10 protein-coding genes are annotated in these 15,510 nt (G+C 31.7%); 6 read left to right on the forward strand and 4 right to left on the reverse strand.

Annotated features, from left to right (window positions below; genetic code table 11):
- Window positions 1–22 precede the first annotated feature (22 nt).
- From AXF11_RS09375 to AXF11_RS09390, 4 genes are all read left to right on the forward strand, one after another.
- On the forward strand, window positions 23–1,795 hold the full coding sequence (locus tag AXF11_RS09375; RefSeq protein WP_082729412.1) for a V-type ATP synthase subunit A: 1,773 nt from the start codon (window positions 23–25) through the stop codon (window positions 1,793–1,795).
- The gene (locus AXF11_RS09380) at window positions 1,788–3,167 is read left to right on the forward strand and encodes a V-type ATP synthase subunit B (protein ID WP_068157539.1); all 1,380 of its coding nucleotides are present in this window, start codon (window positions 1,788–1,790) and stop codon (window positions 3,165–3,167) included. Before AXF11_RS09375 ends, AXF11_RS09380 begins: the two co-directional genes overlap by 8 nt.
- A 2-nt stretch (window positions 3,168–3,169) precedes the next feature.
- Window positions 3,170–3,811, forward strand: a complete 642-nt coding sequence (locus AXF11_RS09385) for a V-type ATP synthase subunit D (protein WP_068157542.1) — start codon at window positions 3,170–3,172, stop codon at window positions 3,809–3,811.
- A gap of 172 nt (window positions 3,812–3,983) precedes the next feature.
- Window positions 3,984–4,802 (forward strand): Cof-type HAD-IIB family hydrolase, encoded by an 819-nt coding sequence (locus tag AXF11_RS09390; RefSeq protein ID WP_068157547.1) that lies wholly within the window; start codon window positions 3,984–3,986, stop codon window positions 4,800–4,802.
- Window positions 4,803–4,813: 11 nt separating this feature from the next.
- Here AXF11_RS09390 and prfB read toward each other — a convergent pair.
- Together prfB and AXF11_RS09400 are read right to left on the reverse strand one after the other, a co-directional pair.
- Window positions 4,814–5,912 (reverse strand): peptide chain release factor 2 gene (gene prfB / locus AXF11_RS09395; protein WP_231724698.1). Its coding sequence is split into 2 segments (ribosomal slippage): window positions 4,814–5,848 and window positions 5,850–5,912, totalling 1,098 coding nucleotides; the frame shifts between segments, so codons are not numbered across the junction.
- Window positions 5,913–6,079: 167 nt separating this feature from the next.
- The gene (locus AXF11_RS09400; protein WP_068157553.1) at window positions 6,080–7,114 is read right to left on the reverse strand and encodes a 2-hydroxyacid dehydrogenase; all 1,035 of its coding nucleotides are present in this window, start codon (window positions 7,112–7,114) and stop codon (window positions 6,080–6,082) included.
- Between the two features lie 626 nt (window positions 7,115–7,740).
- Here AXF11_RS09400 and AXF11_RS09405 point away from each other — a divergent pair.
- On the forward strand, window positions 7,741–8,595 hold the full coding sequence (locus AXF11_RS09405; protein WP_068157556.1) for a histidinol-phosphatase HisJ family protein: 855 nt from the start codon (window positions 7,741–7,743) through the stop codon (window positions 8,593–8,595).
- 77 nt (window positions 8,596–8,672) lie between these two features.
- Here the strand turns inward: AXF11_RS09405 and polA are convergent, their stop codons facing one another.
- Complete coding sequence (polA, locus tag AXF11_RS09410; protein ID WP_068157559.1) at window positions 8,673–11,675, reverse strand: DNA polymerase I; 3,003 nt, start codon at window positions 11,673–11,675, stop codon at window positions 8,673–8,675.
- Window positions 11,676–11,690: 15 nt separating this feature from the next.
- Window positions 11,691–12,620 (reverse strand): helix-turn-helix domain-containing GNAT family N-acetyltransferase, encoded by a 930-nt coding sequence (locus AXF11_RS09415; protein WP_068157561.1) that lies wholly within the window; start codon window positions 12,618–12,620, stop codon window positions 11,691–11,693.
- A 741-nt stretch (window positions 12,621–13,361) separates the two neighbouring features.
- On the opposite strand from AXF11_RS09415, the gene pnp reads away from it, so the two are divergent.
- A complete protein-coding gene (gene pnp / locus AXF11_RS09420) occupies window positions 13,362–15,482 on the forward strand; it encodes a polyribonucleotide nucleotidyltransferase (RefSeq protein ID WP_068157564.1) in 2,121 nt (706 codons plus the stop codon).
- The last annotated feature ends 28 nt before the right edge of the window (window positions 15,483–15,510 follow it).

Consider the following 15,510-nt stretch of genomic DNA (forward strand, 5'->3'; position numbering starts at 1 on the left):
TTTAAGAAAGAAGGTAGATTAGTTGAAAACAGGAAGAATTATTAGGGTATCAGGACCTCTTGTAGTTGCAGAGGGTATGGAAAATGCCAATGTTTATGATGTGGTAAGAGTTTCTGATAGTAAACTTATAGGCGAAATTATTGAAATGAGAGGAGACAAGGCCTCTATTCAAGTATATGAAGAAACAGTGGGAATAGGTCCAGGCGAACCTGTTTATACAACAGGGGAGCCTTTGAGTGTGGAATTGGGACCAGGATTACTGGAAGCGATGTTCGATGGGATCCAAAGACCGTTAAAAGAATATCAGAATATTGCTGGAGATTTTTTAACTAAAGGAGTGGAAGTCGCTCCATTAAATAGAACTAAAAAATGGGAATTTGATCCAGTTTTAAAAGCTGGAGAAAAAGTTCAAGAGGGAGATATATTAGGCGCTGTTCAGGAAACATCAGTTGTAAGCCATAAAATAATGGTGCCAGTTGGAGTGAAAGGAACACTAAAATCAATAAAAGCTGGAAATTTTACAGTGACTGAAACAGTCGCAGTAATCGAAACTGAAAATGGTGATGTTGAAGTTCAAATGATGCAGAAATGGCCTGTTAGAAGGGGAAGAAAATATGCAAAAAAAATAAATCCGGAAGCTCCATTGATAACAGGACAAAGGGTAATTGACACATTTTTTCCCGTAACAAAGGGTGGAACTGCGTGTGTACCAGGACCATTCGGTTCAGGGAAAACAGTTGTGCAGCACCAGATGGCAAAATGGGCGGATGCTGAAATTATCGTATATGTAGGTTGTGGAGAACGTGGAAACGAAATGACAGACGTTCTTATGGAATTTCCAGAAATTGTCGACCCTAAAACAGGGGAATCACTTATGAAAAGAACAGTACTTATTGCAAATACTTCAAATATGCCGGTTGCAGCAAGGGAAGCTAGTATCTATACTGGAATTACTATTGCTGAGTACTTTAGGGATATGGGATATTCAGTTGCGATAATGGCGGATTCTACATCGAGATGGGCAGAAGCATTAAGAGAAATGTCAGGACGTCTTGAAGAAATGCCGGGAGATGAAGGTTATCCAGCATATCTTGGTTCGAGAGCTGCTGAGTTTTATGAAAGAGCTGGACATGTTGTTTGTTTAGGAAAAGATGGAAGAGAAGGGGCACTAACAGTTATTGGTGCGGTATCGCCTCCAGGTGGAGATATTTCTGAACCAGTATCACAGGCGACTTTGAGAATCGTTAAGGTATTCTGGGGACTTGATGCCAATTTGGCGTATAGACGTCATTTTCCAGCGATTAACTGGTTAAATTCTTACACTCTGTATCAAACAAAAGTCGATAGATGGATGGACAAAAATGTTGGACCTGAGTTTTCTAAAAATAGATCAAAAGCTATGTCATTATTACAAGAAGAATCCAGTTTACAAGAAATTGTGAGACTTGTTGGAAAAGATACTCTGTCTGAAAAAGACCAATTGAAACTGGAAGTAGCAAAATCAATAAGAGAAGATTATTTGCAACAAAATGCTTTTATGGAATCTGATACTTATACTTCACTTGAAAAACAAGATAAAATGTTAGAGTTAGTTTTGAAATTTTATGATGAAGGAATAAGAGGTTTGGATAATGGAGCGTATCTAAGCGAAATTTCAGAGTTAGCGGTAAGAGAAAAAATTGCCAGAGCAAAATATTTGCCAGAATCTGAATTAAATAAAATCGATGAAATTTCAAAAGAGTTGACTGAAGAAATTGATAATTTAATCAGTGGAGGAGGTGCATTAAATGCTTAAAGAATACAAAACTATAAAAGAAATAGTAGGACCACTTATGGTAGTTGAAGGAGTGGAAGGAATTACATATGAAGAATTGGTAGAAATTCAGACTCAAACTGGAGAACTTCGTCGTGGTAGGGTTTTGGAAGTTAGTGGAGATAAAGCGGTTGTGCAATTATTTGAAAATTCGGCTGGAATTAACTTAAAAGACTCAAAAGTTAGATTTTTGGGAAGACCATTATCCCTTGGAGTTTCTGAAGATATGATAGGACGTGTATTTGATGGGCTTGGAAGACCAAAAGACAATGGTCCTAAAATTATACCAGAACAGACACTAGATATTAATGGGGTTGCGATAAATCCAGTTGCTCGTGATTATCCATCAGAGTTCATTCAGACTGGAGTTTCAGCAATTGATGGACTAAATACGCTTGTAAGAGGGCAAAAATTACCGATATTCTCTGGTTCAGGTCTGCCGCACGCTGATTTGGCACTGCAAATTGCAAGACAGGCAAAAGTTTTAGGAAAAGATGAAAAATTTGCAGTTGTGTTTGGAGCAATTGGAATTACATTTGAAGAAGCACAGTTCTTTATTGATGACTTTACAAAAACGGGTGCAATTGATAGAGCAGTGTTGTTTATGAACTTGGCAAATGATCCAGCGATTGAAAGACTTGCAACTCCTAAAATGGCTCTTACTTGTGCTGAATATTTGGCATTTGAAAAGGATATGCACGTGTTGGTAATACTTACTGATTTAACTAACTATTGTGAAGCGTTAAGAGAAGTTTCGGCCGCAAGAAAAGAAGTTCCAGGGCGTCGTGGTTATCCAGGATATCTTTATACCGATTTATCAACAATTTATGAAAGAGCTGGAAGAATTAAGGGAAGAAAAGGTTCAATTACGCAAATTCCTATTTTGACAATGCCTGAAGATGATAAGACTCACCCAATTCCAGATTTGACGGGGTATATTACGGAAGGGCAAATTATTTTATCAAGAGATTTGTATAAACAAAATTTGATGCCACCAATTGATGTTTTACCATCGCTTTCAAGATTGAAAGATAAAGGGATTGGAAAAGGAAAAACGAGAGAAGATCACGCTGATACGATGAACCAGTTGTTTGCAGCTTATGCGACTGGTAAGGAAGCTAAAGAACTTGCAGTAATTTTGGGAGAATCGGCGCTATCTGAAACAGATAAAGCGTTTGTAAGATTTACAAATGCGTTTGAGCAGCAGTATGTGGCACAAGGATTTGAAAATAACAGATCAATTGAAGATACACTAAATTTAGGATGGGATTTGTTAAAAATATTGCCAAGAACAGAGCTTAAGAGAATTAGAGATGAATATCTGGAAAAATATTTACCAAAAGGTGATGAATAATTATGGCAAAGTTGAATGTAAATCCCACTAGAATGGAATTGTCAAGACTAAAAGTCCGTCTAAAAACTGCAACAAGTGGACATAAGCTTTTAAAGGACAAACAAGATGAGCTTATGCGGCAATTTATAGGCTTGGTGAAAGAAAATAGAAAATTGAGGTTAAAAGTTGAAGGTAAATTACAGGATTCGTTCAAGGACTTTTTATTAGCTCGTGGAGTTATGTCAGATGAGATGCTGGAAGATGCGATTACTTTTTCACAGCAGGAATTAGGTGTAGATATTAAGACTAAAAATGTGATGAGTGTAAATGTACCTAAAATGACTTTTAATCAAACTGAATCTAAAGAAATTGCGTACCCTTATGGATATGCGCAGACTTCGGCAGATTTGGATGATGCAATTGAAGGTTTAAATAAAGTTATGAAAAATTTGCTGGAGCTGGCAGAAGTTGAAAAATCATGTCAGTTGATGGCAGATGAAGTTGAGAAGACAAGACGGCGTGTTAATGCACTAGAATATATGACAATTCCGCAATTAGAAGAAACTATCAGTTTTATTCAAATGAAATTGGATGAAAATGAAAGAGGAAGTATAACAAGGCTTATGAAAGTCAAAGATATGATGGCAAAAGACAAAGAGGCTTAACTTCTAATAAATGCGCTAAAATATTACAAAAATAGTATTTTGGCGTATTTTATTAAATACTTAAAATTTTAAATATTGCTGGGCTTATTTAATAGTTTTTATTTTTAAAACTTTTAATTTTTTTTAGAAAAAATTATGATTAAGTCTATTAATAATGAAGGGAAATAAAAAAATGATAAAACTAATAGCAATTGATATGGATGGAACTTTATTAAGTGAGAAAAAACACGTTGATTCACCACAGAAAAAAGCAGTTCACAAAGCGATAGAAGTTGGAGTAAAAGTAGTTCTTTGTACAGGAAGACCGCTTTATGGGGTATTACCGCCTTACAGGGAACTGGAGCTTGAAAAATATAATTTCAACGAATATGTGATTTTAAATAACGGATGTTCAGTTCATAAGACTACAGATTGGGAATTACTTGCTTTTGAAGAAATCACAAAAGAAGATGTTGCGTATTTGAATGAATTAAGAAAAGGGTATGATGTGGATTTGACGGTTTCAAATGACGATGATTATTTTGTAATCGGAGAAAGTGCAAATGAATATACGAAAGAAGATGGAGGACTAGTGTATGTTAAAGTTCAACCAATTTCAATTGAAGAAGCGACAAGTGGAAAGTATACATTTTTTAAATCAATGTTTTTGGGTAATGAAAATGAAATTGCAAGATTTGTAAAAGATAGAGGAGAATTGATAAATAGCAGATGTAGCGGCGTACTAAGTCAAAAACATATTTACGAAACATTACCAAAAGGCGCAAATAAAGGTGTAGCGTTAAAAAAATTGGCTAAAAAGTTAAACATTTCACGTGAAGAAGTTATGGCAATTGGAGATGGAAATAATGACATTGAAATGCTAGAATTTGCTGGAGTTGGAGTAGCTATGGGAAATGGGACTAAAATGGCTAAAGAAGCGGCAAACTATATAACTGACACAAATGAAAACAACGGAGTTGCAAAAGCTATAGAAAAATTTTTGGGGGAATAGACCCCCAATATTTATTTAGATTTATAAAAATTTAAGTATTCATTTATAAATAAATCAATGTCTCCATCCATAACTTTTTCAACGTTCCCTTCTTCAGCTTTAGTCCTATGATCTTTAACCATTTTGTAAGGTTGAAACACATATGAACGAATTTGGCTTCCCCATTCAATTTTTGATTCTGCACCTTTTATATCGGAAATTTCTTTTTCACGTTTTTCTATTTCCAGTTCAAATAGTTTCGCTTTTAATATTTTCATTGCTGTTTCTTTATTTTTTAATTGAGAGCGTTCATTTTGGCAAGTTACGACTGTATTTGTGGGAAGGTGTGTAATTCTAACTGCTGAATCAGTTGTGTTTACATGTTGACCACCAGCGCCGCTCGCACGATAAGTATCAATTTTCAAATCTTCACTGCGAATATCAATTTCCACCTCATCGTCAATTTCAGGAATGACATTTACAGCGGCAAAAGAAGTATGTCTACGAGCATTTGAATCAAAAGGTGAGATTCTGACAAGCCTATGAACACCTTTTTCTCCCTTTAAATACCCATAAGCATAATTTCCTTTAATATTTAGCGTAATGCTTTTAATTCCTGCTTCTTCCCCAGCTAGACTGTCAAGTACTTCTACTTTAAATTTGTGATGATTTGCCCACCTGTCATACATTCTATAGAGCATTTGTGCCCAGTCACATGCCTCAGTTCCACCAGCGCCGGCATTTATCGTAAGAATTGCACTGTTCATATCATATTCTTCGTTTAAAAGTAATTTTGTCTTAAAATTTTTTATTTCTTTGTCTAAATCCAATATTTTAGGTTCTAATTCGGATTCAAAAGAATTATCCCCCATTTCGAGAAATTCTATAATTGTGTCAACTTCTTCATAGGAATTTTTTAAAATGTTGTACTCTTCTAGTAATTTTTTTTTGTTATTCATATTTTTTAATATTTCTTTACTGTCTTTTTTATTCCAAAAGTCATTTTCAAAAGTCTTTTTTTCCAAATTATCAATTTCGTTCTTTAAATTTTTTGGGTCAAAGATGCCTCCTGATTTCTTCAATGTCAATATTATTTTGTTCCTGTTGTTTTTTTATTTCAAATAAATCCATATATTTTTACCTCTCTTTTTTCCTTTTTTATTAATACAATTTTTTTTAAAATAAAAATTATATTTTATTTATTTTTTGCATTTTCAAGAAAATATAAATATTAAAAGAAGCTGCTCCTAAAAAAACAGCCTCTCTTTAAGTTTTTAAAAAGTGAAACTAGACAATAGTTATTTTCTCAAACCTTCAACAACTTTACCAGTTTCTTCGTTGTACCAAACTTCGTTTACTAATGGTTCTTCTTTAACATAAGATAAAATGTTGTTAAATGTCGCTTCAGCGATGTTATCTAGTGCTTCTTTTGTCAAGAATGCCTGATGAGAAGTCAAAACAACATTGTTAAACGATAATAATCTAGCTAGCAAATCGTCTTCTAGAACGCTTGCTGACTCATCTTCAAAGAAATAACTACTTTCGTTTTCATAAACATCAAGTCCTGCACCACCAATTTTTTTATCTTTTAATCCTTCAACTAATGCTTCTGTATCGATTAATCCACCTCTGGCAGCATTAATTATAATAACACCATCTTTCATTTTAGCAATGGTTTCTTTATTAATTGTGTGTCTTGTTTCAGGGAATAGAGGACAATGCAATGAGATTACATCAGACTTTGCGAATAATTCATCTAATGTTACATAGGTGAAATTTCCTTCTTTTGCAGCTTGTTCATTTGGGAATTTATCATAACCAATAACTTTCATTCCTAAACCATTTAAGATTTTTATGAAAATTCTTGCTATTCTACCAGTTCCTATAATTCCAGCAGTTTTTCCATTTAAGTCCATTCCAGTCAATCCTGCTAGACTAAAGTTACCTTCTCTTGTTCTGTTATAGGCTTTGTGAGTTTTTCTGTTTACTGACATAAGTAACGCAAGTGAGTGTTCAGCTACTGCATATGGTGAATAAGCTGGAACTCTTAAAACAGTAATTCTGTTTTCACGTGCTGCTTTTAAGTTAATATTGTTATAACCTGCACATCTTGCTGCAATAACTCTTACTCCATTTTTTGAAAGTATGTTTAATACTTTTTCGTTCAAATCGTCATTTACAAATGTACAAACAACATCTTGATATTTTGTAAGCATCACATTTTTTAAGCTCAATTTTTCTTCAAAATATGTAATTTGAGCACCAAATTTTTTGTTCCATTTGTCAAAAAACTCAATATCATATGGTTTCGCATCAAAAACTACAATTTTCATTTTAAATTCCTCCTAAATATTATTATATTAATATTATAGTAAAAAAAGTCAATTAAGTCAAATAATTTTTAATTTTAAAGTAAAATGTCTAGGGGTAAATAAAAATTTCTATTTTAAGTTTCTTATTTAATCCACAAAGTTACTAAAATAATTTTTTCTTTTTTGAGCAGAAGTGCTCATCGCCGCACCCCTGCACCCCGGCTAGTCTTCGACATTTTTATGTGCTGACAAAAAACTCGCACTAATCGTGCTCAAACAGTTTTGTCAACACATAAAAATGCTCCGACGGTTTAAATTCTACTATTGTACAAAAGGTGTCGTGATTTTTTTGGAGTAAAGACGACTGTCTGAACGAAGTGAGTTTCGGCTTTGCTTCAAAAAAATGCTTAGACGAGCGTGGGGATTATAAGGGGAAATGGCGGTCCTTTCCCCTTATATAAAAAAATAAAAAAACTATGTAAGTAAGATGCCATTTTGTAAACAAAAATAAATTAAAGAATATTGAATCTAAAATTTACCTCTAAAATTTTTACACTATCCATGAAAAAATAAAAATTTGAAATATAAAATTTTTGATGCTATAATTAAAATTACAAAAAATGTAGAAATAGAAAGCGAGGATTTTTATGTTAAACGATTATCATATGCACTTTGAATACGGAAGTTATACAGATGAATTTGTAAATCCTTTTTTTGAACAGGCTAAAAAAATGGGACTTAATGAAATTGGAATAACGGAGCATACACACGGATTTAAAGAGTTTAAGGACTTGTATTATGAAGAGTTAATTTTAGATAACAGTGAAGTTGGAAATTTTCAAAAAAAATGGCTTGAACAAAAAACAAAGTTTGTTCATACACTTGACGAATACAAGGATTACATAGATTCATTAAAAAAACGAGGGTATCCTGTAAAATGGGGAATTGAAGTGTGTAATTTTAAAAATCAGAAAAAAGTTCAAGAAATTTTGTCAAAATATGAATTCGATTACTTGATAGTTTCAATCCATTTTATAAAAGGCTGGGGATTTGATTTTAGCGCATTAAAACATAAATTTACAGATGAAAATTTAACTCAAATTTGGCGTGATTATGTAAAAGAGATTGAAGCTGTGGCAAATACTGGATATTACGATATTTTAGGACATCCTTTTAATTTGAGATTATTTAAAAACATCCCAAATCCAAATGAAGTCGAAGATTTACTTGAAAATACAGCAAAAGTTTTGAAAAAAAATAATATGATTGTGGATGTGAATACGGGGACTTCTTATCGTTATCCGATAAAAGAAATTACGCCATATGAAGATTTTATGAAATATGTGAAAGAATATGATATTCCAGTGATTTTGTCAAGTGACGCCCATTACAGCGAACATGTTGGAATGAATATAAAAGAAGCGGCAGAATATGTAAAAAAATTTGGAATAGATAAAATTGTAACATTTGATAAGAGAAAAAGAAGTTTGGAAAAGATATAAAAATAAAATTTTTTAGCATTTTAATTTAAATATTTAACAAGGGGTCTTACCCCTTGTTATTAAACAAAATTTATTTTTTATTTCAAAAGTCCCCAATTTTTAGCAATATTACCGTTTGCTTTTAACGGCACTTTTTCAAATTTTACTGTGTTTTCCATAATATCTTTAATTTTTTTCATATAAGTTTCTTCAAATCCGTTTTTTACTTCAAAAATTAATTCATCGTGAACTTGCAGCAGCATTTTTATATTTTCATCGTTTTTCAACTCTTCATAAAGTTTTATCATGACAATTTTTATGATATTTGCCGCAGTTCCTTGAACAACTGTATTTACAGCCATTCTAACCGCTTGCGATAAGATATTTTTATTTTCTGAGTCAATTCCTTTTATGTATCTTCTCGTTCCGTAAAATGTTTCTACAAAACTATGAAGTTTAGCGGTTTTGGTTACAATGTCCAAAAATTTTCTTACTCTTGGATATTCTTCAAAATAAGTTTTTATATATTGAGCGGCATCTCCTACTGAAATATTGAGCTCTTTGGATAATCCAAAGTTGGTTTTTCCGTAAAGAATGCTAAAATTAATGACTTTTGCGATACTTCTCTCATTTCTTGAAATTTCTTCATCTTCATTTTTAAAGAATATTTTCCGTGCGGTTAATTCATGCAAATCTTTATCTTCTTGATAAGCACGAATTAAATTTTTGTCTTTTGAAAGTTCAGCAAGCACTCGTAGCTCAATTTGGGAATAGTCAAACGAAATTAAATTATATCCATCTTTTGCAACAAATCCAGTTCTGATTCTAATTCCATCATCGGTTCTCACAGGAATATTTTGTAAATTTGGATTAGCTGAAGACAATCTTCCAGTTGCGGTTCCATTTTGGTTAAAAGTCGTGTGAATGCGGCTGTCTTTGTCGGCATATTGCGGAATTGGCTCAATGTAAGTTGAAAGTAGCTTTTTAAACGCTCTGTATTCCAGCAAATTTTTTGCAATTTCTCGTTTTTCATCGCTTAGTTCTTCATTATTTGCAATTTTCTCCAAAACTTCAACATCGGTTGAATATCTCGTCTTTGTCTTTTTCACGACTGGAATTTGCATTTTTTCAAATAAGATTTCTCCTAGCTGTTGCGAAGAATCTATGTTAAATTCTTCATTTGCGATCTTGTGAATATTTGAAATCAATTTATCAATTTTTTCGTTTAACTCAGTTTCAAAATCTTTAAAATATTTTTTATCAATTTCAATTCCATTTTCTTCCATTTGTGCAAGTACGGGAATTAGCTTACTTTCCAAATGTTCGTACACATCAAATAAGCCGTTATTTTTAAGTTCAATTTTTAATATCTTTTCAAGATGATAGACGTAAAATCCACGAATTGCTAAAAAATTAGCTTTTATTTCATTGCTCAGTTCACTAAAATTTCTTTTTCTTCTCTCTTTTTGAAATTCAGTTTCAAATGGTGCAATTTCAATTCCCAGCTCATCTTTTATAATATTTTCAATTTCATTTTCCCCTTCAGTTTCAAGGACATACGAAGCGATCATAATATCAAAATAATTTTTACCTCGAATTGTGTAGTCAATTTCAGTATCTTTATTCCTTAAAGGCGAAAAAGAATAATTTTTTCCAGAAATAATGACATCAAAATAATTTGAGTGCTTTTTCATATATTCTTTTATATTGTAAGCGATAATTTCTTTTTTATTTAGCTCTTCATAAATTTTAAAAACATTTTCAGAATCGTTATTCTCTATTTTTTCAAACAAATTAATTTGAACAGTTTTTTCGTTATTTAAAATCTTCTCCAAATCGCTGTTTAAAAGAACAATATTTTCGCTTCCGTCAGAAATTGAAAGTCCAAATATATTTTCAAAAATAGAAACTTTACTTGCCATTTTTTTTATCATTTCGTGAGCTTCATTCCAATTCACAATTTTGTAGTCTTTATCTTTTTGTAAAATTTCTTTTTTTATTTCCAAAATATCAAATTTTTCTGAATTATTTTTATTTGAATAAAAACTTGAAATTCCATTGTAAATAGGATTTTCTCTGTCATATTTAGCTTCTTCTTCCAAAATTCTTTTTTTCTTTTCTTTCATTTCTTCAAGTTCTTTTTGTAATTTAAGCTGAATTTTTTTTTCTTCTTCACTGATTTTATCAGAATTTTTTAAATTTTGATTTAAAACTTTTTTTCTTTCTTCTTCTAGATTTGCACTAAATTTCTTAAATTCCATTTTTTTGTAAATTTCCAAAAGTTTTTCAAAATTTTTAGTCTCAAATTTTAGTTTGTTTTTGTCATATTCTATTTCAAGTTCCCTTTTTACAGTCGCAAGATCTCTACTTAAAAAGGCTTTTTCTTTATCGTTTATAAGATTTTCTTTCTGTTTTCCTTTTAAATCTTCAATATTCTTATAAAGATTTTCCAAATTTTGGTAAGTTGTTATAAGTTTTACACCGTTTTTAGGCCCAATTCCTGTAACGCCTGGAATACCGTCGGACTTGTCTCCCATAAGTCCAAATAAATCAGGAATTTTATCAGGAGTAACTCCCAAATAGTCGACGACATCGTTATCATTTCTTATATATTTAAAATTCGAGTCTTTACCATTGCCTTTGCCGAGTAGTGCAATGTTTATTTTCCCATTTACAAGCTGAGCTAGATCTTTATCTCCTGTTACTATAAAAGTTTCTATCGGTTCCTCATCTTTTGAAAAATGTGTTGCAAATGTCGCAATTACATCGTCAGCTTCCTGTCCTCTTTTTTTATATTTTGGAATGTTGTAGCCGTCCAAGACGTCCATTATAATATCCAGTTGTGCGACAATTTCTTCTGGCATACTTTCCCTATTGGCTTTGTATGTCTCAAGCTCATCACTTCTTTCAAGCTCCTCTCTTTTTACGTCGAGACAAGCAACCAGATAGTCGGGGCTAAATTCTTTTATGACATTTTCTAATGTATTGATAAATCCAAATGTAGCTCCTGTTGGAAGACCTTTAGAGTTTCTCATTCCCATCAGTGCAAAGTGGCTTCTGTAAATAATTGCACTCGTATCTAATATTACTGCTTTTTTCAAGTTAAAACCTCATTTCTAAATTTCCATTTCTAGTTTAATCATTTTAATATTTTTTCTAAGTGGATTATTTTTAAAATCTTCTGTCTTTTTAAATCCAATTTTTTCATAAAATTTTATCTCATTTTCCAAATCGTCTGAAACATAAGTAAAAATTTTCTCAAATCTCTTTTTGTAACAAAATTCCAGAGTCTTAGTGAGAAGTAATTTTTCTAACTCTTTTGCACGGTAATTCGGGTGCAAAATAAACCATCTGAGTTCAGCATCTTTGTAATCGTTTACCATAATACAGGAAAATCCAATAATTTCGTTATTATATTCGACAATCCAGATTTTGTCACTTTTTTCGTCATAAGTTTTAAAAAAATTTGAAAAAGAATTAACAATATTTGCTTCAAACGACAGCGGAAAATTATACTTTTGGATGTAAATTAAGCTATAAATATAAATTAAATAACTTATATCACCGTACATCAAAGTATCTCTAATAAAAATATTTTCCAAGTTAATTTTTTCGTCCACATCCAAAATCATTTTTATCGAAGACATATCTTTTACAAGTCTTTCACGATCATAAATATCCAAATTAGAAAATATTTCTTTAGTTTTTTTGTCAGACATTTTGTTAAAATTTTTTAATTTATTTTTTCCTTCTTTAGTCAAATCGAAATAATAAAGCCTTTTATCTAAAAGCGACAATTTCTTTTTAACCAAGTTAAATTTTTGAAATTTTCTCAAAGTCCTGTTTACAAAATTGCTTTCCAAATATAAGTTCCTGCAAATTTTTTTGGAAGTGCAATCTCTTAAATTATTAATTTCATTTAATATTCGATATTCATTTAAAGAAAAATCATAATTTACAATATCTTTATAGAAATTTTTTATAATATTGATGTAATAAAAATTAAAATTTCTCATAGTTTCAATTTTCTTTTTTTCGTATTCCATCTAAAAATTTCACCACCCAAAAAATTATACCTTTAGTTATAATTTTTAATGTTTTGACACAGAGATTATACTATTATTTTACATAATATGCAAATTTTTGCTTTAAATCGATGGTTTAAAAATTTTAGGGGCAGATTTTTTAATTTCAAATTTTTTAGGTTATTTTTGATTACAAGATGTTATTTTGTTTAATATTATTTTTTTATTTTTTTACATAAGGGGAAAGGACCGCCATTTCCCCTTATAATCCCCACGCTCGTCTAAGCATTTTTTCTGCGTCAAAGCCGAAACTCGCACTAAACGTGCTCAAACAGTCGTCTTTACTCCAAAAAAATCACGACACTTTTGTATGGTAGTAAAATTTGAACCGTCGGAGCATTTTTATGTGCTGACAAAACTGTTTGAGCACGATTAGTGCGAGTTTTTTGTCAGTGCATAAAAATGTCTTGAGCCTTGCTGGAGTGCAGGGGTGCGGCGATGAGCACTTCTGCTTTAAAAAAAAAATTATTTTAGTAACTTTCTGGATTGAATAAGAAACTTAAAATAGAAGTTTTTATTTCCCCTAAATATTTTACTCTGTCAATGTTTTTAAAAAAATTGTAAAAAGAATTAAAAAATGGTATAATTACATATGTTTTAAGAAGTTTAGGGAGTAAGTAATTGTAAAGATTTTTATTTTTTAGAAAAGTTTTTACTATTATTTGCTTCTCTTCTTAAAAAATAAAAAAATTAGGAGGAAAAATGTTTGACGAAAAAATATGTGAATTTAATTTAGGAAGACAAAAAATAAAAATAAGTACAGGAAAAATAGCTAGACAAGCAGGAGGTTCTGTTGTGATAAGTTGCGGCGGAACTGTACTTTTGGTTACGGCGACAAGAAGTAAAGATGTGAAAGAGGGACAGGATTTTTTTCCACTTACTGTGGATTACATTGAAAAGTTTTACGCTTCCGGAAAATTTCCGGGTGGATTTATAAAAAGAGAAACTAAACCAGGAACTGATGAAATCTTGATTTCAAGACTTATTGACAGACCGATTAGACCGCTGTTTCCAGAAGGATTTTTAAATGCAGTGCACATTGTAATTACGGTTATTTCTTATGATGAAATTAATTTTCCAGAAAATTTGGCGACTATTGGAGTGTCAATGGCGCTAGGATTGTCAGATATACCGTTTGCGGGAGAAGTCGCTGGAGTTACAGTCGGATACATTGATGGAGAATATATTTTAAATCCAACTGCTGAAGAACTTTTGGAAAGCGAAATTCAACTTTCTGTTGCAGGAACTAAAGAAGCGGTAACAATGGTAGAAGCAGGTGCAAGAGAAGTTAGTGAAGAAGTGATGTTAGAAGCGATAATGTTTGGACACGAAAAAATTAAAGAAATTTGTCTTGAACAAGAAAAATTTTTGTCTCAATTTGATGTGAAAAAATACGAATTTGAGAAAAAAGAAGTTCCATCTGAAATAAAACAATTTGTTGACTCATTTGAAAATGAAGTGGAAAATGCGATTATGACTCCTGGAAAATTGGAAAAATATGAAGCAATTGACAATTTGGAAGCTGAATTGTTTGAAAAGTATTTAGAAAAATTGGAAAATGAAGGAAATGAAGATTTGCAAGATAAGGAAGCTTTGAAAGATTTGGAAAAAGCTTTTAAAGGGTACTATAGAGATGTTGAGAAAAAGTTGGTAAGAAATGCTATTTTGTATAAAAAGTATAGAGCAGATGGAAGAACTACAACACAGATTAGACCGCTTGATGTAGAAATTGACACACTTCCTGTGCCACATGGTTCAGCTTTGTTTACAAGAGGAGAAACACAGGCACTTGTTGTTGCAACACTTGGAAGTAAAGAAGATGAACAAATTATAGACGGAATGGAAGATGAAAGTAGAAAAAAATTTTTCTTACATTACAATTTCCCACCGTATTCAGTTGGAGAAGCAGGGTTTATGAGAGCACCTGGCCGTCGTGAATTAGGACACGGAAACTTGGCTGAAAGAGCACTAAAATATGTGATGCCAGATGAAGAAACGTTTCCTTACACAGTGAGATTAGTTTCAGAAATTACAGAATCTAATGGTTCATCTTCGCAAGCAACTATTTGCGGCGGTTCACTTGCACTGATGGCAGCTGGTGTTCCAATTAAATCAACGGTTGCAGGAATTGCGATGGGACTTATAAAAGAGGGGGAAACATTTACTGTATTAACTGATATTCAAGGTTTGGAAGACCATTTGGGAGATATGGACTTTAAAGTTGCCGGAACTAGAAATGGGATTACGGCAATTCAAATGGATATAAAAATCGAAGGAATTACTAGAGAAATAATGGAAATCGCGCTAAAACAAGCTTTGGATGGAAGAATGTTCATTATTGATAAGATGGAGCAGGTGATTTCCAAACCAAGACCAGAAGTTGCTAAAAATGCTCCAAAAATAGAAATATTTAAAATTAATCCTGATAAAATTGCAGGACTTATTGGACCTGGTGGGAAAAATATAAGAGCGATTATTGATGAAACTGGAGTTTCTATTGATATTGAAGATGATGGAAAAGTATCAATTTTTGGAAATGATACTGAAAAAATGGCAAGAGCTTTAGAACTTGTCAAACTTCAAACTCAGTCAGTTGAATTAAACGAGGTTTACGAAGGAAAAGTTACAAAGATTATGAAATTTGGAGCTTTTGTGGAAATTTTGCCAGGTAAAGAAGGACTTCTTCATATTTCTGAAATAAGTGATAAAAGAATTGCTAAAACAGAAGATGCGTTAAAAGAGGGAGATATTGTAAGAGTAAAAGTAATTTCGATTGAAAATGAAGATAAATTTAATTTGAGTATCAAAGCATTAAATAATTAATAATTAAAACTGATTAAGGAGTGATATT

This window comes from Leptotrichia sp. oral taxon 847, assembly GCF_001553645.1.
Taxonomy (GTDB): domain Bacteria; phylum Fusobacteriota; class Fusobacteriia; order Fusobacteriales; family Leptotrichiaceae; genus Leptotrichia.